The following is a 22,874-nucleotide window of genomic DNA, read 5'->3' on the forward strand; positions in this document are numbered from 1 at the left end:
TCAGAGCACCTCCGGCGCGAGCGAGACGATGCGCATGAAGCGCTTGTCACGCAGCTCCCGGCCGACCGGCCCGAAGATGCGCGTGCCCCGCGGGTCGCCGTCACCCTTGAGGATCACGGCGGCGTTCTCGTCGAAACGGATGTAGGAGCCGTCGGGACGACGGCGCTCCTTGCGGGTCCTGACGACGACGGCCTTGACGACGTCGCCCCTCTTCACGCCACCACCGGGGATGGCGTCCTTCACGGTCGCCACGATGACGTCCCCGATCCCGGCGTACCGGCGGCCGGAGCCGCCGAGCACGCGGATGCAGAGAATCTCCTTGGCACCCGTGTTGTCCGCGACCTTGAGCCGCGACTCCTGCTGGATCACTTGTTCCCACTCCTGTCGTCGTGCCGGTTCTCGGCGTCCGAGCCTGGCCGAACGGACGTGCTACCTGCTGCTGGTGCGTGAGCGGCCGGGCGAGCGCCCGGCCGGGCTCAGACGGCCTTCTCGAGCACCTCGACCACGCGCCAGCGCTTCGTCGCCGACAACGGACGCGTCTCGGCGATGCGCACGCGGTCCCCGACGCCCACGGCGTTGGTCTCGTCGTGGGCCTTCACCTTGCTGGTGCGGCGGATGACCTTGCCGTAGAGGGGGTGCTTGACCCGGTCCTCCACGACGACCACGACGGTCTTGTCCATCTTGTCGCTGCTGACGACGCCGAGGCGGGTCTTGCGGTACCCGCGCTCCTGCGCCTTCTGGTCGGCAGCGCTGCTCTCGCTCGTCGTCACTGCGTCCTCACTGGTCGGTGCGGTGCCGTCCGCCATCACGCGTCCTCGTCGCCGGTCGGCGTGGCGATGATCCCGAGCTCCTGCTCGCGCATGATCGTGTAGATGCGCGCGATGTCCCGACGGACCGCGCGCAGCCGCGTGTGGTTCTCCAGCTGGCCGGTGGCCGACTGGAACCGGAGGTTGAACAGCTCCTCCTTGGCCCGGCGCAGCTCCTCGACCAGCTGGTCGGGGCCCTTCTCACGCAGGGCGGACGGTGCGAGGTCCTTGCTCCCGACGGCCATCAGACCTCACTCCCCTCGCGCGCGACGAAGCGGCACTTCATCGGCAGCTTGTGGATAGCGAGCCGCATGGCCTCGCGGGCCACGGGCTCGGCGACGCCGGAGATCTCGAACATCATCCGGCCCGGCTTGACGTTGGCGACCCACCACTCCGGCGAGCCCTTGCCGGAGCCCATGCGGGTCTCGGCGGGCTTCTTGGTGAGCGGCCGGTCGGGGTAGATGTTGATCCACACCTTCCCGCCACGCTTCATGTAGCGGGTCATGGCGATGCGCGCCGACTCGATCTGCCGGTTCGTCACGTACGCCGGCTCCAACGCCTGGATGCCGAAGTCGCCGAAGGCGATCGTCGTCCCACCCTTCGCGGCACCGGTGCGCCGCGGGTGGTGCTGCTTGCGGTGCTTGAGCCTGCGGGGCACGAGCACGTCTCAGCCCTCCGTTCCGGGGTCGGCCACGGCCTGCGGGGCGACGCCGGCCTCGGTCGCGGGCGCCTGGGCGGGCGGCCCGTCGCTGCCGGGGCGACGTCCGCGCGTCGGACGCTCGGCGCGCGGGCCGCGGGGGCCGCGCGGGGCGTTCGCCTGCTGCTGGGCGAGCTCGCGGCTCGTGAGGTCGCCCTTGTAGATCCAGACCTTCACGCCGATGCGGCCGAAGGTCGTCTTGGCCTCGTAGAAGCCGTAGTCGATGTTCGCGCGCAGCGTGTGCAGGGGCACCCGGCCCTCGCGGTAGAACTCCGAGCGGCTCATCTCGGCGCCGCCGAGGCGGCCGGAGCACTGCACGCGGATGCCCTTGGCCCCCGCCCGGGAGGCGGTCTGCATCCCCTTGCGCATGGCCCGGCGCCACGCGACGCGGCTGGCCAGCTGCTCGGCGATGCCCTGGGCGACCAGCTGGGCGTCGGTCTCGGGGTTCTTCACCTCGAGGATGTTCAGCTGGACCTGCTTGCCGGTGAGCTTCTCCAGCTCCCCGCGGAGGCGGTCCGCCTCGGCGCCACGCCGGCCGATCACGATGCCCGGACGAGCCGTGTGGATGTCGACGCGGACCCGGTCGCGGGTGCGCTCGATGTCCACCTTGGCGATGCCGGCCCGCTCCATGCCCGTGGACATGAGCTTGCGGATCGAGACGTCCTCGCCCACGTAGTCGCGGTAGCGCTGGCCCGACTTCGTCGAGTCGGCGAACCACCGCGAGCGGTGCTCGGTCGTGATCCCCAGACGGAAGCCGTGCGGGTTGATCTTCTGGCCCACTAGGAGGTCCTCCCCGTGCTCGAGGCAGCCGCCCGGGCGCGCGCCGGAGCGGGCGCCACGACCACCGTGATGTGGCTCGTGCGCTTGTTGATGCGGGCCGCCCGGCCCTGGGCGCGCGGCCGGAAGCGCTTCATCGTCGGGCCCTCGTCGACGAAGGCCGAGGCGATGACGAGCTCTCGCTCGTCGAAGGCCTCGCCGACCTCGTCGGCCTTGACGCGGGCGTTCGCGATGGCGCTCTCGACGACCTTGCGCACGGGCTCGCTCGCCGCCTGCGGCGCGAACGCGAGCACGGCCAGCGCGTCGGGCGTGCGGCGACCCCGGACCAGGTCGACGACGCGCCGGGCCTTCTGGGGCGTGACGCGCACGTAGCGCGCCTTCGCCATGGCTTCCATGGTGTCCTGCCTTCTCTTCCTCTACACGTGCACGCCGGGGGCGCTGCTCGTCGGGTCCGTGCCGGGCTGTGCGCCCTGGCCCGTCCCGGGCAGGGCGCCCGGCCCGGACCTGCCGGCCGCTGCGGTCAGCGGCGACGGCCCTTGCGGTCGTCCTTCACGTGCCCGCGGAAGGTCCGCGTGGGCGCGAACTCGCCGAGCTTGTGCCCGACCATCGACTCGGTGACGAACACCGGCACGTGCTTGCGGCCGTCGTGGACGGCGAAGGTGTGGCCCAGGAAGTCCGGGGTGACGACGGAGCGCCGGGACCAGGTCTTGATGACGTTCTTGGTGCCCTTGTCGTTCTGGACGTCCACCTTCTTCTGCAGGTGGTCGTCGACGAAGGGGCCCTTCTTCAGGCTGCGCGGCATGTCCGGTCTCCTCAGCGCTTCTTCTTGCCGGTGCGGCGCCGGCGGACGATCTGCTTGTCGCTCGGCTTGCCCGGGCGGCGCGTGCGGCCCTCGGGCTGGCCCCAGGGGCTGACCGGGTTGCGGCCGCCGGAGGTCTTGCCCTCACCGCCACCGTGGGGGTGGTCCACCGGGTTCATGGCGACGCCGCGCACCGTGGGCCGGCGGCCCTTCCAGCGCATGCGGCCGGCCTTACCCCAGCTGATGTTCGACTGCTCGGCGTTGCCGACCTCGCCGACCGTCGCGCGGCAGCGGACGTCCACGAGGCGGATCTCCCCCGACGGCATGCGCAGCTGCGCGGTGCTGCCCTCGCGGGCGACCAGCTGCACCGACGCGCCCGCCGAGCGGGCGATCTTGGCCCCGCCGCCGGGACGCAGCTCGATCGCGTGGACGACCGTGCCGACCGGGATGTTGCGCAGCGGGAGGTTGTTCCCGGGACGGATGTCCGCACCGGGGCCGTTCTCCACGACGTCACCCTGCTTCAGCCGGGCCGGCGCCACGATGTACCGCTTCTCGCCGTCGACGTAGTGCAGCAGGGCGATGCGCGCCGTGCGGTTGGGGTCGTACTCGATGTGCGCGACCTTCGCCGGCACGCCGTCCTTGTCGTGGCGGCGGAAGTCGATCAGGCGGTAGGCGCGCTTGTGCCCGCCCCCGTGGTGGCGCGTGGTGATCCGGCCGTTGTTGTTGCGCCCACCGCTCTTGGGCAGGGGACGCACGAGCGACTTCTCCGGCGTGGACCGCGTGACCTCGGCGAAGTCGGCGACCGACGAGCCACGTCGGCCCGGTGTCGTCGGCTTGTAGTTGCGGATGCCCATGCTTGTCAGTCCTTTGTCGTGGCAGGTCCGAGACGCCGGCTCAGGCCGTCGTGCCGAAGATGTCGATGGTGTCGCCCTCGCGCAGGGTCACCACGGCGCGCTTGGTGTCCTTGCGGCGCCCGGTCCCCCCGCGCGTCCGGCGCGTCTTGCCCTGCCGGTTCGCGGTGTTGACGCCCGTCACCTTGACGCCGAAGACGCGCTCGACGGCGATGCGGATCTCGGTCTTGTTCGCCCGCGGGTCCACGAGGAAGGTGTACTTGCCCTCGTCCAGGAGCCCGTAGCTCTTCTCGGAGACCACCGGGGCCAGCAGGATGTCGCGCGGGTCCTTGCCCACGCGCGCGGCCAGGGTGCCGGCGCTGCTCGTGTCGACCTCGCGGGTCTCCTCCACCTGCTCGCTCACGCCTCGCCCTCGCTCTCGGCCGTGGCGGCGACGGAGCCGCCGAGGAACGCTCCCAGCGCGGCGGCCGTGAAGACCACGTCGTCGCTGCAGAGCACGTCGTAGGTGTTCAGCTGGTCGGCGCGCAGCAGGTGCACCTCGGGCACGTTGCGCAGGCTCAACCAGGAGCTCTCGTCGGCGCGGTCCAGCACGACGAGGAAGTTCGCCCGGCCGCTGCCGACCACACCGGGGAGCGCCTTCAGCGCGGCGATGCCGGCTCGGGTCGACGGGTCGCCGTCGACGACGCCGCTCAGCACGTGCACGCGGTCGTGGCGGGCACGGTCGGACAGGGCCCCGCGCAGGGCGGCCGCCTTCATCTTCTTGGGCGTGCGCTGGCTGTAGTCGCGCGGCTGCGGGCCGTGGACGACGCCACCACCGGTGAACTGCGGCGCCCGGGTCGAGCCCTGGCGTGCGCGGCCGGTGCCCTTCTGCCGGAAGGGCTTCTTGCCACCGCCGCGGACGTCGCCGCGGGTCTTCGTGGCGTGGGTGCCCTGTCGGGCCGCGGCGAGCTGTGCGACGACGACCTGGTGGATGAGCGGCACGTTGGTGGTGACGTCGAACACCTCGCCGGGCAGCTCGACGGTGCCGGACGCGGCACCCGACGGGTCGACGACGTCGACGGTCCGGCTCGTGGGTGCCGTCGTGACGGACGTGGCGGTCATGGGCTCAGGCCTCCTTCGCGATCGCCTTGGCGGGGCTCTTGACGAGGACCAGCCCGCCCTTGGGGCCGGGCACGGCGCCCTTGACGAGCAGCAGGCCCTTCTCCGCGTCGACCGCGTGGACGAGCAGGTTCTGCGTGGTCTGCCGCTCGTTGCCCATGCGGCCGGCCATCTTCATGCCCTTGAACACACGGCCGGGGGTGGCGCAGCCACCGATGGACCCGGGCTTGCGGTGGTTGCGGTGCGCGCCGTGCGACGCGCCGACGCCGGCGAAGCCGTGCCGCTTCATGACGCCGGCGGTGCCCTTGCCCTTGGTGGTGGCGACGACGTCGACCAGCTGGCCGGCGGAGAAGACCTCCACCGTCACCTCCTGGCCGAGGGAGAAGGTGCCGGCGTCGGCCGTGCGCACCTCGACGAGGTGCCGACGGGGCGTGACGCCCGCCTTGGCGAAGTGGCCGGTCCGGGGCTTGGTGACCTTGCGCGGGTCGACGGCACCGGTCGCGAGCTGGACGGCCGAGTAGCCGTCGGTCTCGGGGGTCCGGACCTGGGTCACGACGTTCGGCGAGGCCTGCACGACGGTGACGGGCACGAGCCGGCCGTCGGCGTCCCAGACCTGGGTCATGCCCAGCTTGGACCCCAGCAGACCGGCGACGACGCGCTGGTCGGGTGTGGTGGTGGTCATGGCGTCAGCAGTCCTCAGAGCTTGATCTCGATGTTGACGTCCGCCGGCAGGTCGAGACGCATCAGCGAGTCGACGGCCTTCGGCGTCGGGTCGACGATGTCGATGAGCCGCTTGTGCGTGCGCATCTCGAAGTGCTCGCGGCTGTCCTTGTACTTGTGCGGCGAACGGATCACGCAGAACGTGTTCTTCTCCGTCGGCAGCGGCACCGGGCCCACGACCGTCGCACCAGCGCGCGTCACCGTGTCGACGATCTTGCGCGCCGAGCTGTCGATGACCTCGTGGTCGTAGGACTTGAGCCGGATGCGGATCTTCTGTCCCGCCATGGCGTCGCGATCTCTCTCTCCGTCGTGCCGCTGAGGTCATGGGACCGGCTGCGCCGTGCGCGCCGGCCCGACTCCGACCGCTGCTGCGCGTCCCCACCCCCGAGGTCGGGCGTGTCGCGCTGCTGGCGGCCAGGTGGGACACCGCTCCGCCGCCCTGAGGGCGGCCGGGCGTCCCGCGCCGTGCTGTCGAACGTCCCGCCCGCACGTGGACCACCGTGCGGCACCGCCGACGGCGGGCGCAGGTGTCCCCCTGCGGGCAACTTGAGCAGTCTGCCAGAGGGCCCCCCGCGCCGTCGAATCCAGCAGCCGGGTCCTGCTCCGGCACGGACCGCGCGAGGGCCCGGGCGAGTGCTCGCCCGGGCCCTCGGGGTCCTGCGGGTGGCGCGGCGCCGGGGCGCCGCGCCGGGTGTCACTGGGTGATGGCGGTGACCTGACCGGCGCCGACCGTGCGGCCACCCTCACGGATCGTGAACCGCAGGCCCTGCTCCATGGCGATGGGCTGGATCAGCTGCACCTTCATGTCCGTGTTGTCGCCCGGCATGACCATCTCGGTGCCCTCGGGCAGCTCGATGACGCCCGTCACGTCCGTCGTGCGGAAGTAGAACTGCGGGCGGTAGTTCGAGTAGAAGGGGTTGTGCCGGCCGCCCTCGTCCTTGGAGAGGATGTAGACCGACGCCTCGAACTGGGTGTGCGGGACGATCGAGTTGGGCTTGCACACGACCTGGCCGCGCTCGACGTCCTCGCGCTTGATGCCGCGCAGCAGCAGACCGACGTTCTCGCCCGCGCGCGCCTCGTCGAGGAGCTTGCGGAACATCTCGACGCCGGTGACCGTGGTCTTGGTCTTGGTCTCCTTGATGCCGACGATCTCGACGTCCTCGTTCACGTTGAGCTTGCCGCGCTCGACACGGCCGGTGACGACGGTGCCGCGGCCGGTGATGGTGAAGACGTCCTCGACCGGCATGAGGAACGGCTGGTCGATGTCGCGCTCGGGCTCGGGGATCGCCGTGTCGACGGCGTCCATGAGCTCCATGAGCTTGTTGCTCCACTCGGCGTCGCCCTCGAGCGCCTTCAGCGCCGAGACGCGCACGACGGGGACGTCGTCGCCGGGGAACTCGTAGGAGGTCAGCAGCTCGCGGACCTCCATCTCGACGAGCTCGAGGATCTCCTCGTCGTCGACCATGTCGGCCTTGTTCAGCGCGACGACGATGTAGGGCACGTTGACCTGGCGGGCCAGGAGCACGTGCTCACGCGTCTGGGGCATGGGGCCGTCGGTCGCCGCGACCACGAGGATGGCGCCGTCCATCTGCGCCGCACCGGTGATCATGTTCTTGATGTAGTCGGCGTGGCCCGGGCAGTCGACGTGCGCGTAGTGCCGCGCCTCGGTCTGGTACTCCACGTGGGCGATCGAGATCGTGATCCCGCGGGCCTTCTCCTCGGGCGCCTTGTCGATCATGTCGAAGGCCGACGCCTGGTTGAGCTCGGGGTACTTGTCGTGCAGCACCTTGGTGATCGCCGCGGTGAGCGTGGTCTTCCCGTGGTCGATGTGACCGATGGTGCCGATGTTGACGTGCGGCTTGGTCCGCTCGAACTTGGCCTTCGCCACTGGGTCCTCCTGGGATCTGTCTGCCCGGGCACCGGGTCTGGTGCCGGGCCGGGTCCTGGTGATCGTGCTGGTCTTCGGGTGGTGCTGGTCTTCCGTGCTGCTCCGGGCCGCGAGGCCGGGGCAGGTCGCCGGCGGTCCCGCCGACGGGTGGTCCGTCAGGACCCGCGGGTCACTCCCCGCGGACCTTCTTGACGATCTCCTCGGCCACCGCGCGGGGGACCTCGGCGTAGCTGTCGAAGGACATCGAGTAGACGGCACGCCCCTGCGTCTTGCTGCGCAGGTCGCCGACGTACCCGAACATCTCCGACAGGGGCACCTGGGCCTTCACGACCTTCGCGCCGCTGGCGTCCTCCATGGCCTGGATCAGGCCACGGCGGGAGTTGATGTCTCCGATCACGTCGCCCATGTACTCCTCGGGCGTCCGGACCTCGACGGCCATGACGGGCTCCAGGAGCACCGGGTCCGCACGACGCACGGCCTCCTTCAGCACCTGGGAGCCGGCGATCTTGAACGCCATCTCGGAGGAGTCGACGTCGTGGTAGGCGCCGTCCAGCAGGGTGGCCTTGATGCCGACCATCGGGTAGCCGGCCACGACGCCCAGCGCCATGGCGTCCTGGATGCCGGCGTCGACGCTCGGGATGTACTCCCGCGGCACGCGACCGCCCGTGACCTTGTTGGCGAACTCGTACATCGCCGCGTCGGCCTCGGTCGTGTCCAGCGGCTCGATGGACACCTGCACCTTGGCGAACTGGCCGGAGCCACCCGTCTGCTTCTTGTGCGTGTAGTCGATCTTCTCGACGCTGCGCCGGATGGTCTCGCGGTAGGCCACCTGCGGCTTGCCGACGTTGGCCTCGACCCGGAACTCCCGGCGCATCCGGTCCACGAGGATGTCGAGGTGCAGCTCGCCCATCCCGCGGATGATCGTCTGGCCGGTCTCCTCGTCGAGCTGGACCTGGAAGGTGGGGTCCTCCTCGGCGAGCTTCTGGATCGCCGTGCTGAGCTTCTCCTGGTCACCCTTGGTCTTGGGCTCGATGGCCACCGAGATGACCGGCTCGGGGAAGGTCATCGACTCCAGCACGACCTGGTCCTGCGCGTCGCAGAGCGTGTCGCCGGTGGTCGTGTCCTTCAGGCCGATCATCGCGTAGATGTGCCCCGCCCTCGCCTCGTCGACGGGGTTCTCCTTGTTGGAGTGCATCTGGAAGAGCTTGCCGATGCGCTCCTTCTTGCCCTTGGTGGAGTTGGCGACGGCCGACCCGGCGGCCACCCGCCCCGAGTACACCCGGACGTAGGTGAGCTTGCCGAAGAAGGGGTGCGAGGCGACCTTGAAGGCCAGCGCCGAGAAGGGCTCGGTGACGTCGGCGTGGCGGACCATCGCCTGCTCCTCGTCGCCCACGGCGTGGCCGTGCACCGCCTCGACGTCCAGCGGCGAGGGCAGGTAGTCCAGCACCGCGTCGAGCATCGGCTGGACGCCCTTGTTCTTGAAGGCCGAGCCGCAGAGCACCGGGTAGGCGCTGCTCGCGACCGTGATGGCGCGGACGGCCTTCTTGATCTCCTCGGGCGTGAACTCCTCGCCCCCGAGGTACTTCTCGAGCAGCGACTCGTCGGTCTCCGCGACGGCCTCGAGGAGCTTGTCGCGGTACTCGGCGGCCTGCTCGGCGAGGTCGGCGGGGATCTCCTCGATCTCGTACGCCTCCCCCTTGCCCGTGTCCCCGCGCCAGGTGAGGGCGCGCATGAAGACGAGGTCCACGACGCCCACGAAGTCGTTCTCCGCGCCGATCGGCAGCTGGAGGACGAGGGGGGTCGCCCCGAGCCGGTCCTGGATCGTCCGGACGGTGAAGAAGAAGTCCGCGCCGAGCTTGTCCATCTTGTTCACGAAGCAGATGCGGGGGACGTCGTACTTGTCCGCCTGCCGCCACACCGTCTCGGACTGGGGCTCGACGCCCTCCTTGCCGTCGAAGACGGCGACGGCGCCGTCGAGCACCCGCAGCGACCGCTCGACCTCGACCGTGAAGTCGACGTGGCCGGGCGTGTCGATGATGTTGATCTGGGCGCCCTCCCAGAAGCAGGTGGTGGCGGCGGAGGTGATGGTGATGCCCCGCTCCTGCTCCTGCTCCATCCAGTCCATCGTCGCCGCGCCGTCGTGGACCTCACCGATCTTGTAGTTGATCCCGGTGTAGAACAGGATCCGCTCGGTGGTGGTCGTCTTGCCGGCGTCGATGTGCGCCATGATCCCGATGTTGCGGACCTTGGTGAGGTCCGTCAGGACGTCCTGTGCCACGGCTCTAGCAGCCTCTTCCCTGGGCTCGTCGGTGGCTCCTGCGCCGCGGCGCTCGGAACCGGTGCCTGGTGCCCGCGCGCGGCACCGTTGCGGTGCCGCGCCGGCGGGCTCACCAGCGGTAGTGCGCGAAGGCCTTGTTCGACTCGGCCATCTTGTGCGTGTCCTCGCGACGCTTGACAGCGGCACCCAGCCCGTTGCTGGCGTCGAGGATCTCGTTCATGAGGCGCTCGGTCATCGTCTTCTCGCGCCGCGCCTTGGAGTAGCCGACGAGCCAGCGCAGCGCCAGCGTCGTCGAGCGGCCCGCGCGGACCTCCACGGGCACCTGGTAGGTGGCGCCGCCGACGCGGCGGCTGCGGACCTCCAGGGCGGGCTTGACGTTGTCGAGCGCACGCTTGAGCGTGATGACCGGGTCGTTGCCGGACTTGGTGCGGGCGCCCTCGAGGGCGCCGTACACGATCCGCTCGGCCGTGGACTTCTTGCCGTCGACGAGCACCTTGTTGACCAGCTGGGTCACGAGCGGTGAGCCGTAGACCGGGTCGATGACGAGCGGCCGCTTCGGGGCCGGGCCCTTGCGAGGCATCAGCGCTTCTCCTTCTTCGCTCCGTAGCGGCTCCGCGCCTGCTTGCGGTTCTTCACGCCCTGCGTGTCGAGCGAGCCGCGGACGATCTTGTAGCGCACGCCGGGGAGGTCCTTCACGCGGCCGCCGCGGACGAGCACGATCGAGTGCTCCTGCAGGTTGTGGCCGACGCCGGGGATGTAGGCGGTGACCTCGATGCCGCTGGAGAGCCGCACGCGCGCCACCTTGCGCAGCGCCGAGTTCGGCTTCTTCGGCGTCGTCGTGTACACGCGGGTGCACACGCCGCGCCGCTGGGGGCTCCCCTTGAGGGCCGGGGTCTTCTGCTTCCCGACCTTGTCCTGCCGGCCCTTGCGGACCAGCTGCTGGATCGTGGGCACCGGTGGGTCTCCGTTACGTCGTCTCTGCTGTTGCATGCCGCCGCCCTCGGCGGCCGGCCCGTTCTTCGGCCCGCACCTCGGCGATGGGCTCTTGCCCACCCCCGCGCTCGGGCGTGTCTTGCTTCTCGTTGCTGCTGCGTCCTTGCCGCCCCGCGACCGTCCGGGCACCGGCCCGGCCGCACCTCGCGGGCCCGCCGGCTGCTCGCCTGGCGCGCGCAGGTGCCCGGGCCTCCCGGGACGTCCGCACGAGGATAGGCACCCGCCCGCAAGAGCGTCAAAAGCGCGCCACCGGGACAGGGCCCATCTCACCGGGACCCCGCTCGCAGCGGGGTCCCGGTGATGTGGTCAGCGGAAGTCGCCGCCCAGGTCGTACTCCTCCAACGGCACGGCCTGGCCCGACCCGAGCCCGAAGTGGTCGTAGTCGACCTCCTCGTAGCCCGGCATCGAGTACATGGCCGCCTTGGCCTCCTCGGTCGGCTCCACGACGACGTCGCGGTAGCGCGAGAGACCGGTCCCCGCAGGGATCAGCTTCCCGAGGATGACGTTCTCCTTGAGGCCGAGCAGCGGGTCGCTCCGGCCTGCGAGCGCCGCCTCGGTGAGCACCTTCGTCGTCTCCTGGAAGGAGGCGGCGGAGAGCCACGAGTCGGTCGCGAGCGAGGCCTTCGTGATGCCCATGAGCTCGGGGCGGCCCGCCGCCGGGCTGCCGCCCTCGGCCACGACGCGGCGGTTCTCCTCCTCGAAGCGGGCGCGCTCGGCGAGCTCGCCCGGGAGGAGACCGGCGTCCCCGGCGTCGATGATCGTCACCCGGCGGAGCATCTGCCGGACGATGACCTCGATGTGCTTGTCGTGGATCCCCACGCCCTGGCTGCGGTAGACCTCCTGCACCTCGTCGACGAGGTGCTGCTGCACCCGCCGCGGACCGAGGATGCGCAGGACCTGCTTGGGGTCGACGGCGCCCTGGACGAGCTGCTGGCCCACCTCGACGTGCTGGCCGTCCTCGACGAGCAGCCGCGAGCGCTTGGTCAGCGGGTAGGCGATCTCCTCGCCGCCGTCGTCGGGGGTGACGACGAGCCGGCGGGCGCGCTCGGTCTCGTCGACCGCCACGCGGCCGGCCACCTCCGAGATCGGTGCGACGCCCTTGGGCGTGCGGGCCTCGAAGAGCTCCTGCACCCGCGGCAGCCCGTGGGTGATGTCGTCACCCGCGACACCGCCGGTGTGGAAGGTGCGCATCGTCAGCTGGGTGCCCGGCTCGCCGATCGACTGGGCGGCGATGATGCCGACCGCCTCGCCGATGTCCACGAGCTTGCCCGTGGCCAGCGACCGGCCGTAGCACCGCGCGCACGTGCCGACCCGCGACTCGCAGGTGAGGACCGAGCGGACCTTGATCTCGCGCACGCCCTGGGCGACGAGGGCGTCGATGAGGACGTCGCCCACGTCGTCACCGGCGCCCGCGAGCACCTGGCCGCCGTCACCGCTCACCTCGGAGGCCAGGGTCCGGCTGTAGACGCTCGTCTCGGCGTGCTCGCTGCGGCGCAGCCCACCGCCCGGTCCGTCCTCGGCGATCGGGAGGACGAGCCCGCGGCGGGTGCCGCAGTCCTCCTCGCGGACGATGACGTCCTGGGACACGTCGACCAGACGCCGGGTCAGGTAGCCGGAGTCCGCCGTCCGCAGCGCGGTGTCGGCGAGACCCTTGCGGGCGCCGTGGCTGGAGATGAAGTACTCCAGCACCGAGAACCCCTCGCGGAAGTTCGACTTCACCGGGCGCGGGATGATCTCGCCGCGGGGGTTGGCCACGAGGCCGCGCATGCCCGCGATCTGCCGGACCTGCATCCAGTTGCCTCGGGCGCCGGAGGTGACCATGCGGTACACCGAGTTCCGCTGGGCGTTGGCGTCGAGGTTGTCCTGCATGTCCTTGGCCACGACCTTGGTGGCCTCGGTCCAGATCTCGATGAGCTCCTGACGGCGCTCGTCGTCGGTGATGAGGCCCATCTCGTACTGCTGCTGGACCTTCTCCGCCTTGGCCTCGTAGGTCTCGAGGATCTCCTGCTTGTTCGGCGGGGTGAGCACGTCCGCGATGGAGATCGTCGTCCCCGACCGCGTGGCCCAGTGGAAGCCGGCCTCCTTGAGCGCGTCGAGCGAGGCCGCGACCTGGCCCTTGTCGTAGCGCTCGGCGAGCTCGTTGACGATGGTCGACAGGCGCTTCTTGTCGACGCCCTCGTTGACGAAGGCGTAGTCGACCGGCAGCGCCTCGTTGAACAGCGCCCGGCCCAGCGTCGTGGAGAGCACCAGCGGCGACCCGGGCTCCCAGCCCTCGGGCAGCGTGGCTCCCATGGGCGGCACCACGCCCTCCAGCCGCAGCGTGACCGGCGAGCCGACCTCCAGCTCGCGGTTGTCGTAGGCCATGAGGGCCTCGGCGACCGACCCGAAGGAGCGCCCCTCCCCCGCCCCGCCCTCGCGCAGGGCGGTCAGGTGGAAGAGCCCGATGATCATGTCCTGGCTGGGCATGGTCACGGGCCGGCCGTCGGCCGGCTTGAGGATGTTGTTGCTGCTCAGCATGAGGATGCGGGCCTCGGCCTGCGCCTCGGTGGACAGCGGCAGGTGCACGGCCATCTGGTCCCCGTCGAAGTCGGCGTTGAACGCCGTGCAGACGAGGGGATGGATCTGGATGGCCTTGCCCTCGACCAGCTGCGGCTCGAAGGCCTGGATGCCGAGGCGGTGCAGCGTCGGCGCCCGGTTGAGCAGCACCGGGTGCTCGGTGATGACCTCCTCCAGCACGTCCCAGACGTGCCCGTAGCGGGCGCCGCTGCCGCCGGCGCGCTCGACCATGCGCTTGGCCGACTTGATGTTCTGCGCGTGGTTGAGGTCGACGAGCCGCTTCATGACGAAGGGCTTGAAGAGCTCGAGCGCCATCTGCTTGGGCAGCCCGCACTGGTGCAGCTTGAGCTGGGGGCCGACGACGATGACCGATCGACCCGAGTAGTCGACACGCTTGCCGAGCAGGTTCTGGCGGAAGCGGCCCTGCTTGCCCTTGAGCAGGTCCGACAGCGACTTCAGCGGCCGGTTGCCCGGACCGGTGACGGGGCGCCCGCGGCGGCCGTTGTCGAACAGCGAGTCCACGGCCTCCTGGAGCATCCGCTTCTCGTTGTTGACGATGATCTCCGGCGCGCCGAGGTCCAGGAGCCGCTTGAGGCGGTTGTTCCGGTTGATGACCCGGCGGTAGAGGTCGTTGAGGTCGCTCGTCGCGAAGCGGCCGCCGTCGAGCTGCACCATCGGGCGCAGGTCCGGCGGGATGACCGGGACGCAGTCGAGCACCATGCCCATGGGCGAGTTGCTCGTGGTGAGGAAGTTGGAGACGACCTTGAGCCGCTTGAGCGCGCGGGTCTTCTTCTGGCCCTTGCCCGTGCGGATGATCTCGCGCAGGGACTCGGCCTCGGCCTCGAGGTCGAAGGACTGCAGACGCTTCTGGATGGCGCCCGCGCCCATGCTGCCCTCGAAGTACAGGCCGTAACGGTCCTTGAGCTCCCGGTAGAGCACCTCGTCGCCCTCGAGGTCGGAGACCTTGAGCTTGGAGAAGCGGTCCCAGACGGTCGTGAGGCGCTCGACCTCGGCGTCGGCACGCCGACGGATCTGGTTCATCTCCCGCTCGGCGCTCTCACGGACCTTGCGGCGCGCGTCGGACTTGGCGCCCTCGGCCTCGAGCTCGGCGATGTCCTGCTCCAGGCGCTGGGCCCGGGCCTCGACGTCGGCGTCACGGCGGTCGGAGACCTGCTTCTTCTCGACCTCGATGCCGGACTGCAGCGACGGCAGGTCGCGGTGCCGGGACTCCTCGTCGACCCACGTGATCATGTAGGCGGCGAAGTAGATGACCTTCTCGAGGTCCTTGGGCGCGAGGTCGAGCAGGTAGCCGAGCCGGCTGGGGACGCCCTTGAAGTACCAGATGTGGGTGACCGGGGCGGCGAGCTCGATGTGCCCCATCCGCTCGCGGCGCACCTTGGCGCGCGTCACCTCGACGCCGCAGCGCTCGCAGATGATGCCCTTGAAGCGCACGCGCTTGTACTTGCCGCAGTAGCACTCCCAGTCCCGGGTGGGACCGAAGATCTTCTCGCAGAAGAGACCGTCCTTCTCCGGCTTGAGGGTCCGGTAGTTGATGGTCTCAGGCTTCTTGACCTCGCCGAAGCTCCACTCGCGGATGCTGTCCGCGGTCGCGAGGCCGATGCGCAGGTCGTCGAAGAGGTTGCCGTCGAGCAAGGGGGTTCCTTCTCTCACGTGAAGGGAGTGGATCGGGGACTCCGCCCCCGCGGCGTGACCGGACGAGGCCGGGTCGCGCGGGGTGGAGCGAGGCGCCGGCGCACCGCCGGGGCGGGCGCCGGCGCCGGCTCAGACCTCCTCGACGCTGCTCGGCTCGCGCCGCGACAGGTCGATGCCGAGCTCCTCGGCCGCCCGGAAGACGTCGTCGTCCGAGTCGCGCATCTCGATCGTCGTGCCGTCGGCCGAGAGGACCTCGACGTTCAGGCAGAGCGACTGCATCTCCTTGATGAGCACCTTGAAGGACTCGGGGATGCCGGGCTCGGGGATGTTCTCCCCCTTGACGATGGCCTCGTAGACCTTGACGCGGCCGAGCACGTCGTCGGACTTGATCGTCAGCAGCTCCTGCAGCGCGTACGCGGCGCCGTAGGCCTCCAGGGCCCACACCTCCATCTCGCCGAACCGCTGGCCGCCGAACTGGGCCTTACCACCCAGGGGCTGCTGCGTGATCATCGAGTAGGGGCCCGTGGAGCGGGCGTGGATCTTGTCGTCGACGAGGTGGTGGAGCTTCAAGATGTACTGGTAGCCCACCGAGACCGGCTCGGGGAACGGCTCGCCGGAGCGGCCGTCGAACAGCCGGGCCTTGCCGGTGCCGTCGACGAGGCGGACCCCGTCGCGGTTCGGCGTGGTCGAGCCGAGCAGACCCGTGATCTCGTCCTCCGAGGCACCGTCGAAGACGGGCGAGGCGACGTTCGTGCCCGGCTCGGCCGAGCGCGCCGCCTCGGGCAGCGAGGCCGCCCACCCCGGCGACCCCTCGACCTGCCAGCCGCGCGAGGCGATCCACCCCAGGTGCAGCTCCAGGACCTGGCCGACGTTCATGCGGCCCGGCACGCCGAGCGGGTTGAGCACGATGTCGACCGGCGTCCCGTCCTCGAGGAACGGCATGTCCTCGACGGGCAGGATCTTGGAGATCACGCCCTTGTTGCCGTGACGGCCCGCGAGCTTGTCGCCGTCGGTGATCTTGCGGCGCTGGGCGGTGTAGACGCGCACCAGCTGGTTGACACCCGGGGGCAGCTCGTCGCCCTCGTCACGGTCGAAGACCTTGACGCCGATGACGGTGCCGGTCTCGCCGTGGGGGACCTTCAGCGACGTGTCGCGCACCTCGCGCGCCTTCTCGCCGAAGATCGCGCGCAGCAGCCGCTCCTCGGGCGTGAGCTCGGTCTCGCCCTTGGGCGTGACCTTGCCGACGAGCACGTCGCCCGGCACGACCTCGGCCCCGATGCGGATGATCCCGCGCTCGTCGAGGTCGGCGAGGACCTCCTCGGAGACGTTGGGGATGTCGCGCGTGATCTCCTCGGCGCCCAGCTTGGTGTCGCGGGCGTCGACCTCGTGCTCCTCGATGTGGATCGAGGACAGGACGTCGTCCTGCACGATCCGCTGGGACAAGATGATCGCGTCCTCGAAGTTGTGGCCCTCCCAGGACATGAACGCCACGAGCAGGTTCTTGCCCAGCGCCAGCTCGCCGTCCTGCGTCGAGGGGCCGTCCGCGAGGACGTCCCCGACCTCCACGTGGACGCCCTCGTCGACGACGACGCGCTGGTTGTAGGACGTGCCCTGGTTCGAGCGCGTGAACTTCGCCAGGCGGTAGGTCGAGGAGCTGCCGTCGTCGTTGCTGACGACGACGGCGTCCGCGGAGACGTCGGTGACGGCGCCGGCCTTGGCCGCCACGACGACGTCGCCGGCGTCGACCGCCGCGTGCCGCTCCATGCCGGTGCCGACCAGCGGCGCCTCGGCCTTGACCAGCGGCACGGCCTGGCGCTGCATGTTCGAGCCCATGAGCGCGCGGTTGACGTCGTCGTGCTCCAGGAAGGGGATCATCGCGGTCGCCACGGAGACCATCTGCCGCGGCGAGACGTCCATGTAGTCGACCTCGTCGGCCGGCACGAACTCGGCCTCGCCACCCTTGCTGCGCACGAGGACACGCGCCTCGGCGAAGCGGTGGTCGTCGGTCAGCGGCGCGTTCGCCTGGGCGATGACGACGTCGTCCTCGTCGTCGGCCGTCAGGTACACGACGTCGTCGGAGACGGTGCCGCCCGAGACCTTCCGGTACGGCGTCTCGACGAAGCCGAAGGCGTTGATGCGCCCGTAGCTCGACAGGGAGCCGATGAGGCCGATGTTCGGGCCCTCCGGAGTCTCGATCGGGCACATGCGGCCGTAGTGCGAGGGGTGGACGTCGCGCACGTCCATGCCCGCGCGGTCACGGGAGAGGCCACCGGGGCCGAGCGCCGAGAGGCGGCGCTTGTGCGTGAGGCCGGCCAGCGGGTTGGTCTGGTCCATGAACTGGCTCAGCTGGCTGGTCCCGAAGAACTCCTTGATGGAGGCCACGACGGGACGGATGTTGATGAGCGTCTGCGGCGTGATGGCCTCGACGTCCTGCGTCGTCATGCGCTCGCGGACCACGCGCTCCATCCGGGACAGACCCGTGCGGACCTGGTTCTGGATGAGCTCGCCGACGCTGCGCAGGCGGCGGTTGCCGAAGTGGTCGATGTCGTCGACCTCGACGCGGACGTCGGTCGGCTGGCCGTCCTCGTCCACCCCCGGCATGGTCTCCCCGCCCTTGTGCAGGGTGACGAGCAGCCGCACCGTGGCGGCGATGTCGTCGACCGACAGCACGCCCTCGGACAGCGGCTCGGACATGCCGAGCTTCTTGTTGAGCTTGTACCGGCCGACCTTGGCGAGGTCGTAGCGCTTGGGGTTGAAGTAGAGGTTCTCCAGCAGCGTCTGCGCCGCCTCGCGCGTGGGCGGCTCGCCCGGGCGCAGCTTGCGGTAGATGTCGAGGAGGGCGTCGTCGGTGGTGGTCGCGCCGTCCTTCTCCATGGTGGCCCGGACGGACTCGAAGTCCCCGAACTCCTCGAGGATCTTGCCCTCGTCCCAGCCGAGCGCCTTGAGCAGGACCGTGACGGACTGCTTGCGCTTGCGGTCGACGCGGACCCCGACGGTGTCGCGCTTGTCGACCTCGAACTCCAGCCACGCACCGCGCGACGGGATGATCTTGGCGGTGTAGACGTCCTTGTCGGAGAGCTTGTCGAGCGAGCGCTCGAAGTACACGCCCGGCGAGCGCACCAGCTGGGAGACGACGACGCGCTCGGTGCCGTTGATGACGAAGGTGCCGCGGTCGGTCATGAGCGGGAAGTCGCCCATGAAGACCGTCTGGCTCTTGATCTCGCCCGTCGTGGCGTTCATGAACTCGGCCGTCACGAACAGCGGCGCGGCATAGGTCATGTCGCGCTCCTTGCACTCCTCGAGGGAGTACTTCGGAGGCTCGAATCGGTGGTCGCGGAAGGACAGCGACATGGAGCCGGAGAAGTCCTCGATCGGCGAGATCTCCTCGAAGATCTCCTCGAGGCCCGAGCTGGTGGGGACGTCCTGTCGGCCCTGCTCCAGCGCGACCTCGACGCGGGACTGCCAGCGGTCGTTGCCGAGCAGCCAGTCGAAGTTCTCGGTCTGCAGGGCCAGGAGGTCGGGGACGTCGAGCGGCTCGTCGATCTTGGCGAAAGAGATACGGCGTGCGGGGGAGCTGGTGGGGTCGGACGCTGTGCGCGAGACGGCCAAGAGGGGTCCTTCCGTGCCTGAAGGCGGATCAGCCGGCCCTGCGGGGGCGCTGCCGATCGCCCCCCACCGACGCGCCACCGAGGCGCGGGCATCTGAGGGGTCGGCGCAGGACAGGCGAAGTCCCAATACTAGGCGCAGGCACACCTCGATGTCCAACCCCCGCCGCCGACGTCCTCGTCGGGGCACGGCACCCTGCCGGCCGCGTGCCAGGGCTGGCGCGCGGGCCCGGTCGGGTGAGCCGTGGGGCTGGACTGCGCGAGGAACTCTGGCCGAACCCGGCCTCCCGGTCAAGAGGGACACCCGCCGTCACCCGGTCGCCGCAGCGCGGGCGGGGCGAGCGTCGTCCACGGCGGCGGCCCGCAGAGAGGCGCCCGGGGGACGCACCGGGGACGCACCGAGGGGCGGGGTCGCGGTCCCCCGCGGCCCCGCCCCTCGGCGGTGGTGCTGCTCCCGACGCTCAGACGGTCGGTGACCGTCGGCGTCGGGAGGGTGTCACTTGACGGTGACGGTGGCGCCGGCGCCCTCGAGCTGGGCCTTGGCGGCGTCGGCGGCCTCCTTGGCGACGCCCTCGAGGACGTTCTTCGGAGCGCCGTCCACGAGGTCCTTGGCCTCCTTGAGGCCCAGGCTCGTGAGCGCGCGGACCTCCTTGATGACCTGGATCTTCTTGTCGCCGGCCGCCTCGAGGACGACGTCGAACTCGGTCTTCTCCTCCTCGGCGGGCGCCTCGGCGCCGCCGCCGGCGGCAGCGCCACCGGCGACCGCGACGGGCGCGGCGGCGGTGACGTCGAAGGTCTCCTCGAACTTCTTCACGAAGTCGGAGAGCTCGATGAGGGTGAGCTCCTTGAACGCGTCGAGCAGCTCGTCGGTGCTGAGCTTCGCCATGGTGGCGGTCCTTCCTGGTCGGTCCCCCGCGGGGGGCGCCCGCGGCCGGTGAGCCGGTCAGGCGCTGGGGTGGGTGGTTCTCGGGTCGGTCAGGTACCTGCTGGCGGCTCGCGCCGCGTGCGCCCCGACGCCGGCCGGGACGCGGCGGCTCAGGCGTCCGCGCTCTCCTCGGCCTGGTCGGCCGGGGCGGCGGGAGCCCCCTCCTCGCGCTGCACGCGCAGCGCCTCGAAGGTCCGCACCGCCTTGGACAGCGGCGCCGCCACGACGACGGCACCACGGGTCAGCGTCGCCTTCATGGCGCCCGCCGCCTTGGCCAGGAGCACCTCGCGCGACTCCAGGTCCGCGAGCTGGGTGACCTCCTCGGCCGACATCGCGCGACCGTCCAGGAGCCCGGCCTTGATGACGAGCTGGGGGTTGTCCTTCGCGAAGTCGCGCAGGCCCTTGGCCGCCGTCACGGGGTCACCCGTGATGAAGGCGATGGCCGTGGGTCCCTTGAGGTCGGCGTCGAAGGCGTCGACGCCGGCCCTCGACGCGGCGATCTTCGTCAGGGTGTTCTTCGAGACGGAGTACGTGGCGTCCTCGCCGAGCGCGCGGCGCAGCCGCTTCAGCTGGGCGACGGACAGACCTCGGTACTCGGTCAGCACGGCGGCGTTCGAGCCGCGGAACTTCTCCGCGAGCTCGGCGACCGCCGCTTCCTTCTCTGGCCTCGCCATGGCCCTCCTTCCAGGGTGGGTCCGGTCTTCGGCAGGACCACCGCCGCGGGGCTCCTGCGAGCCCGGCGGCCGGTCCCCGGGACGACGAGAGCCCCGGCGCAGACGCGCACGGGGCTCTGGGGGCGCGGCCCGCCCTCAGGAGGGCGGCCGGCCGAGCTGTGGCACCTGCGCCGGCGCCCGCGGCAGCGGGGCCTTGGCACCACCCGGGGGCGGCGACCGGCGGTCTTCGGTTCGTCCAGGAGAGTAGGCGCAGCCGGGGTCGCGCACCAAATCCAGCACCGCCTCCCGACGCCGCCGACCCGTGCCCCGCGCCCGACCGGCCGGCCGAGGAGCACGAGGCCCCGACGGCACGAGCCCCCGCCCGCAGGTGCGGACGGGGGCTCGACGGACGGCGAGGGCGACCTCAGGCGGTCGTCTCCTCCAGCAGGCCCCGCGTGCGCGCGGCGTCGAGCGGGATGCCCGGACCCATCGTCGTGGTCATCGTCGCCTTGGCGATGTACCGACCCTTGGACGCCGACGGCTTGAGCCGCAGCACCTCCTCCAGCGCCGCGCCGTAGTTCTCCACCAGCTGGGTGTCGCTGAACGACGTCTTGCCGACGACGAAGTGCAGGTTGGAGTGCTTGTCGACGCGGAACTCGATGCGGCCGCCCTTGATGTCGCTGACGGCCTTCGCGACGTCCATCGTCACCGTGCCGGTGCGCGGGTTGGGCATGAGCCCGCGGGGGCCGAGCACGCGGCCGAGACGGCCGACCTTGCCCATGAGGTCGGGGGTCGCGACGGCGGCGTCGAAGTCCAGGTAGCCGCCCTGGACCCGCTCGATGAGCTCGTCACCGCCGACGACGTCGGCGCCGGCGGCCTCGGCCTGCGCCGCCCGCTCGCCCGTCGCGAAGACGAGGACGCGGGCGGTCTTGCCGGTGCCGTGGGGGAGGTTCACGGTGCCACGGACCATCTGGTCGGCCTTGCGGGGGTCGACGCCGAGGCGCATGGCGACCTCGACGGTGGCGTCGTAGGACGTCGTGGACGTCTCACGGGCCAGCCGGACGGCGTCGAGAGGTGCGTAGAGACGCGCGGCGTCGACCTTCTCGACGGCGTTGCGGTACTTCTTGCTGCGCATGTCAGCTCCTGTCTGCTGCGGCGCGGGGCCGCGTCTGTCGGTGCGGAGTCGTGGTCGTCAGGCCAGCGCGGGCCATGCCACTGGTGGTGCCGGTCGAGCAGGAGGTGCGGGGCTCGCTCAGCCCTGCACCGTGATGCCCATGGAGCGGGCCGTGCCGGCGACGATCTTGCTCGCGGCGTCGAGGTCGTTGGCGTTCAGGTCCTCGAGCTTCTGCTCGGCGATGGAGCGCACCTGCTCGGCGGTGAGGCTGGCCACCTTGGTGGTGTGCGGCGTCGGTGAGCCCTTCTCGACGCCCGCGGCCTTCTTGATGAGCTCGGCGGCCGGCGGCGTCTTCGTCACGAAGGTGAACGAGCGGTCCTCGTACACCGTGATCTCGACGGGGACGACGTTGCCGCGCTGGGCCTCGGTCGCCGCGTTGTAGGCCTTGCAGAACTCCATGATGTTGACGCCGTGCTGACCCAGGGCCGGGCCGATCGGCGGGGCCGGCGTCGCCGCGCCGGCCTTGATCTGGAGCTTGATGAGTCCGGAGACCCTCTTCTTGGGGGGCATGCTGATCCTTCTCTCGCGGGGTCGCCCGGACGCCGCTCGGGCTGCGGGCGGGCCGGCGGCGCTGACTCGCCGCCGGGGACTGGGGGTCGCCCCTAGAGCTTGGCGACCTGGTTGAAGGCGAGCTCGACGGGCGTCTCGCGGCCGAAGATCGACACGAGGACCTTGAGCTTCTGGGCGTCGGCGTTGATCTCGGTGATCGTCGCCGGGAGCGTCTCGAAGGGCGGCTCCATGACGGTGACGGACTCCCCGACCTCGAAGTCGACCTCGACCGTGGCCGCCGCCGCGCCGCCGGAGCCCCGGGCGCCTGCGGCCGCGCCGGAGCGGGGCTCCTTGGGCTCGAGGGTCGGGGCCAGCATCGAGAAGACCTCGTCGAGGCTCAGCGGCACCGGCTGGTGGGTGTGGCCGACGAACCCGGTGACCCCCGGGGTGTGCCGGACGGCGCCCCACGACTCGTCGGTGAGGTCCATGCGGACGAGCACGTACCCGGGGATGCGGACCCGTCGGACCAGCTTGCGCTGGCCGTTCTTGATCTCCGTGACCTCTTCCATGGGCACCTCGACGCCGTGGATGTAGTCCTCCATGTTGAGGGAGGTGATCCGGTTCTCGAGGTTGGCCTTCACGCGGTTCTCGTAGCCCGCGTAGGAGTGGATGACGTACCAGTCACCGGGCTCGCGCCGCAGCGCCGCCTTGAACTCGGCGACCGGGTCGGCGTCCTCCTGCGAGGCGTCGACGTCGACCGGGCCGACGGCGCCGTCACCGGCGTCCGCGACGGCCTCGTCCGCGACGGTCTCGTCGGCGGGCGCCGGCGCGTCGTCGCTCTCGGCCAGGTCGACGTCGGGCTCGGTGTGCTGCTCGGTCAAGGGTGGGCCTGCCTTCCGGCGTGCTGGGCGG

The 22,874-nt window shown here is 70.9% G+C and carries 22 protein-coding genes and 1 pseudogene; all 23 read right to left on the bottom strand.

The window, feature by feature from the left end; translation table 11 throughout:
- The 23 genes and pseudogenes from rplN to nusG all read right to left on the bottom strand — a co-directional run bounded on the left by rplN (position 1) and on the right by nusG (position 22,843).
- Positions 1 to 369: a 50S ribosomal protein L14 gene (gene rplN, locus WDV86_RS05175; protein ID WP_339566536.1), complete on the bottom strand. Its 369-nt coding sequence runs from the start codon at positions 367 to 369 to the stop codon at positions 1 to 3.
- A 107-nt stretch (positions 370 to 476) separates the two neighbouring features.
- Entirely contained in the window at positions 477 to 806 is a 330-nt protein-coding gene (rpsQ, locus tag WDV86_RS05180) for a 30S ribosomal protein S17 (protein WP_445262949.1), read from the bottom strand.
- Between the two features lie 26 nt (positions 807 to 832).
- Positions 833 to 1,051 (bottom strand): annotated as a pseudogene (gene rpmC / locus WDV86_RS05185) (50S ribosomal protein L29); the annotation flags it as partial.
- Positions 1,051 to 1,470 carry a 50S ribosomal protein L16 gene (gene rplP, locus WDV86_RS05190; protein WP_339566539.1) on the bottom strand — a complete coding sequence of 140 codons (420 nt, stop codon included), beginning with the start codon at positions 1,468 to 1,470 and terminating at the stop codon, positions 1,051 to 1,053. The gene rplP and the pseudogene rpmC, both read right to left, overlap by 1 nt.
- A 3-nt stretch (positions 1,471 to 1,473) precedes the next feature.
- Positions 1,474 to 2,283: a 30S ribosomal protein S3 gene (gene rpsC / locus WDV86_RS05195; protein WP_339566540.1), complete on the bottom strand. Its 810-nt coding sequence runs from the start codon at positions 2,281 to 2,283 to the stop codon at positions 1,474 to 1,476.
- Positions 2,283 to 2,675, bottom strand: a complete 393-nt coding sequence (rplV, locus tag WDV86_RS05200; protein WP_339566541.1) for a 50S ribosomal protein L22 — start codon at positions 2,673 to 2,675, stop codon at positions 2,283 to 2,285. The genes rpsC and rplV overlap by 1 nt, the downstream gene beginning before the upstream one ends.
- Before the next feature lie 125 nt (positions 2,676 to 2,800).
- Positions 2,801 to 3,082, bottom strand: coding sequence for a 30S ribosomal protein S19 (gene rpsS, locus WDV86_RS05205; protein WP_339566542.1), 282 nt, complete (start codon positions 3,080 to 3,082; stop codon positions 2,801 to 2,803).
- Between the two features lie 11 nt (positions 3,083 to 3,093).
- Positions 3,094 to 3,933: a 50S ribosomal protein L2 gene (gene rplB / locus WDV86_RS05210; RefSeq protein WP_339566543.1), complete on the bottom strand. Its 840-nt coding sequence runs from the start codon at positions 3,931 to 3,933 to the stop codon at positions 3,094 to 3,096.
- 40 nt (positions 3,934 to 3,973) lie between these two features.
- Positions 3,974 to 4,279 (bottom strand): 50S ribosomal protein L23, encoded by a 306-nt coding sequence (gene rplW / locus WDV86_RS05215; protein WP_339566800.1) that lies wholly within the window; start codon positions 4,277 to 4,279, stop codon positions 3,974 to 3,976.
- Between the two features lie 50 nt (positions 4,280 to 4,329).
- Positions 4,330 to 5,031 carry a 50S ribosomal protein L4 gene (gene rplD / locus WDV86_RS05220; protein ID WP_339566544.1) on the bottom strand — a complete coding sequence of 234 codons (702 nt, stop codon included), beginning with the start codon at positions 5,029 to 5,031 and terminating at the stop codon, positions 4,330 to 4,332.
- A gap of 4 nt (positions 5,032 to 5,035) precedes the next feature.
- A complete protein-coding gene (rplC, locus tag WDV86_RS05225; protein ID WP_339566545.1) occupies positions 5,036 to 5,710 on the bottom strand; it encodes a 50S ribosomal protein L3 in 675 nt (224 codons plus the stop codon).
- A 14-nt stretch (positions 5,711 to 5,724) separates the two neighbouring features.
- Positions 5,725 to 6,033 carry a 30S ribosomal protein S10 gene (gene rpsJ / locus WDV86_RS05230; protein ID WP_339566546.1) on the bottom strand — a complete coding sequence of 103 codons (309 nt, stop codon included), beginning with the start codon at positions 6,031 to 6,033 and terminating at the stop codon, positions 5,725 to 5,727.
- 409 nt (positions 6,034 to 6,442) lie between these two features.
- Positions 6,443 to 7,636, bottom strand: a complete 1,194-nt coding sequence (tuf, locus tag WDV86_RS05235) for an elongation factor Tu (RefSeq protein WP_339566547.1) — start codon at positions 7,634 to 7,636, stop codon at positions 6,443 to 6,445.
- A 169-nt stretch (positions 7,637 to 7,805) separates the two neighbouring features.
- On the bottom strand, positions 7,806 to 9,914 hold the full coding sequence (gene fusA / locus WDV86_RS05240; protein WP_339566548.1) for an elongation factor G: 2,109 nt from the start codon (positions 9,912 to 9,914) through the stop codon (positions 7,806 to 7,808).
- Between the two features lie 109 nt (positions 9,915 to 10,023).
- Positions 10,024 to 10,494, bottom strand: a complete 471-nt coding sequence (rpsG, locus tag WDV86_RS05245; RefSeq protein WP_339566549.1) for a 30S ribosomal protein S7 — start codon at positions 10,492 to 10,494, stop codon at positions 10,024 to 10,026.
- Entirely contained in the window at positions 10,494 to 10,868 is a 375-nt protein-coding gene (gene rpsL, locus WDV86_RS05250; protein ID WP_123379914.1) for a 30S ribosomal protein S12, read from the bottom strand. Before rpsL ends, rpsG begins: the two co-directional genes overlap by 1 nt.
- Positions 10,869 to 11,213: 345 nt before the next feature.
- On the bottom strand, positions 11,214 to 15,116 hold the full coding sequence (locus WDV86_RS05255) for a DNA-directed RNA polymerase subunit beta' (RefSeq protein ID WP_339566801.1): 3,903 nt from the start codon (positions 15,114 to 15,116) through the stop codon (positions 11,214 to 11,216).
- Between the two features lie 129 nt (positions 15,117 to 15,245).
- A complete protein-coding gene (rpoB, locus tag WDV86_RS05260) occupies positions 15,246 to 18,725 on the bottom strand; it encodes a DNA-directed RNA polymerase subunit beta (RefSeq protein ID WP_445262950.1) in 3,480 nt (1,159 codons plus the stop codon).
- A 492-nt stretch (positions 18,726 to 19,217) separates the two neighbouring features.
- Positions 19,218 to 19,607 (bottom strand): 50S ribosomal protein L7/L12, encoded by a 390-nt coding sequence (gene rplL / locus WDV86_RS05265; protein ID WP_339566550.1) that lies wholly within the window; start codon positions 19,605 to 19,607, stop codon positions 19,218 to 19,220.
- A 149-nt stretch (positions 19,608 to 19,756) separates the two neighbouring features.
- Complete coding sequence (rplJ, locus tag WDV86_RS05270) at positions 19,757 to 20,320, bottom strand: 50S ribosomal protein L10 (RefSeq protein WP_339566551.1); 564 nt, start codon at positions 20,318 to 20,320, stop codon at positions 19,757 to 19,759.
- 403 nt (positions 20,321 to 20,723) lie between these two features.
- Positions 20,724 to 21,434 carry a 50S ribosomal protein L1 gene (gene rplA, locus WDV86_RS05275; RefSeq protein WP_339566552.1) on the bottom strand — a complete coding sequence of 237 codons (711 nt, stop codon included), beginning with the start codon at positions 21,432 to 21,434 and terminating at the stop codon, positions 20,724 to 20,726.
- 117 nt (positions 21,435 to 21,551) lie between these two features.
- Positions 21,552 to 21,983, bottom strand: a complete 432-nt coding sequence (gene rplK / locus WDV86_RS05280) for a 50S ribosomal protein L11 (RefSeq protein ID WP_339566553.1) — start codon at positions 21,981 to 21,983, stop codon at positions 21,552 to 21,554.
- Positions 21,984 to 22,075: 92 nt separating this feature from the next.
- Positions 22,076 to 22,843 (bottom strand): transcription termination/antitermination protein NusG, encoded by a 768-nt coding sequence (gene nusG / locus WDV86_RS05285; protein ID WP_339566554.1) that lies wholly within the window; start codon positions 22,841 to 22,843, stop codon positions 22,076 to 22,078.
- Positions 22,844 to 22,874 lie beyond the last annotated feature (31 nt).

Source organism: Pseudokineococcus sp. 1T1Z-3 (assembly GCF_037482365.1).
Taxonomy (GTDB): domain Bacteria; phylum Actinomycetota; class Actinomycetes; order Actinomycetales; family Quadrisphaeraceae; genus Pseudokineococcus.

Bases quoted from the DNA above. Each gene is read 5' to 3' on its own strand.
- rpsQ (WP_445262949.1), bottom strand. From the start codon at position 806: ATGGCGGACGGCACCGCACCGACCAGTGAGGACGCAGTGACGACGAGC.
- rplV (WP_339566541.1), bottom strand. From the start codon at position 2,675: ATGGAAGCCATGGCGAAGGCGCGCTACGTGCGCGTCACGCCCCAGAAG.
- rpsS (WP_339566542.1), bottom strand. From the start codon at position 3,082: ATGCCGCGCAGCCTGAAGAAGGGCCCCTTCGTCGACGACCACCTGCAG.
- rplB (WP_339566543.1), bottom strand. From the start codon at position 3,933: ATGGGCATCCGCAACTACAAGCCGACGACACCGGGCCGACGTGGCTCG.
- rplD (WP_339566544.1), bottom strand. From the start codon at position 5,031: ATGACCGCCACGTCCGTCACGACGGCACCCACGAGCCGGACCGTCGAC.
- rplC (WP_339566545.1), bottom strand. From the start codon at position 5,710: ATGACCACCACCACACCCGACCAGCGCGTCGTCGCCGGTCTGCTGGGG.
- rpsJ (WP_339566546.1), bottom strand. From the start codon at position 6,033: ATGGCGGGACAGAAGATCCGCATCCGGCTCAAGTCCTACGACCACGAG.
- rpsG (WP_339566549.1), bottom strand. From the start codon at position 10,494: ATGCCTCGCAAGGGCCCGGCCCCGAAGCGGCCGCTCGTCATCGACCCG.
- rplL (WP_339566550.1), bottom strand. From the start codon at position 19,607: ATGGCGAAGCTCAGCACCGACGAGCTGCTCGACGCGTTCAAGGAGCTC.
- rplJ (WP_339566551.1), bottom strand. From the start codon at position 20,320: ATGGCGAGGCCAGAGAAGGAAGCGGCGGTCGCCGAGCTCGCGGAGAAG.
- rplA (WP_339566552.1), bottom strand. From the start codon at position 21,434: ATGCGCAGCAAGAAGTACCGCAACGCCGTCGAGAAGGTCGACGCCGCG.
- rplK (WP_339566553.1), bottom strand. From the start codon at position 21,983: ATGCCCCCCAAGAAGAGGGTCTCCGGACTCATCAAGCTCCAGATCAAG.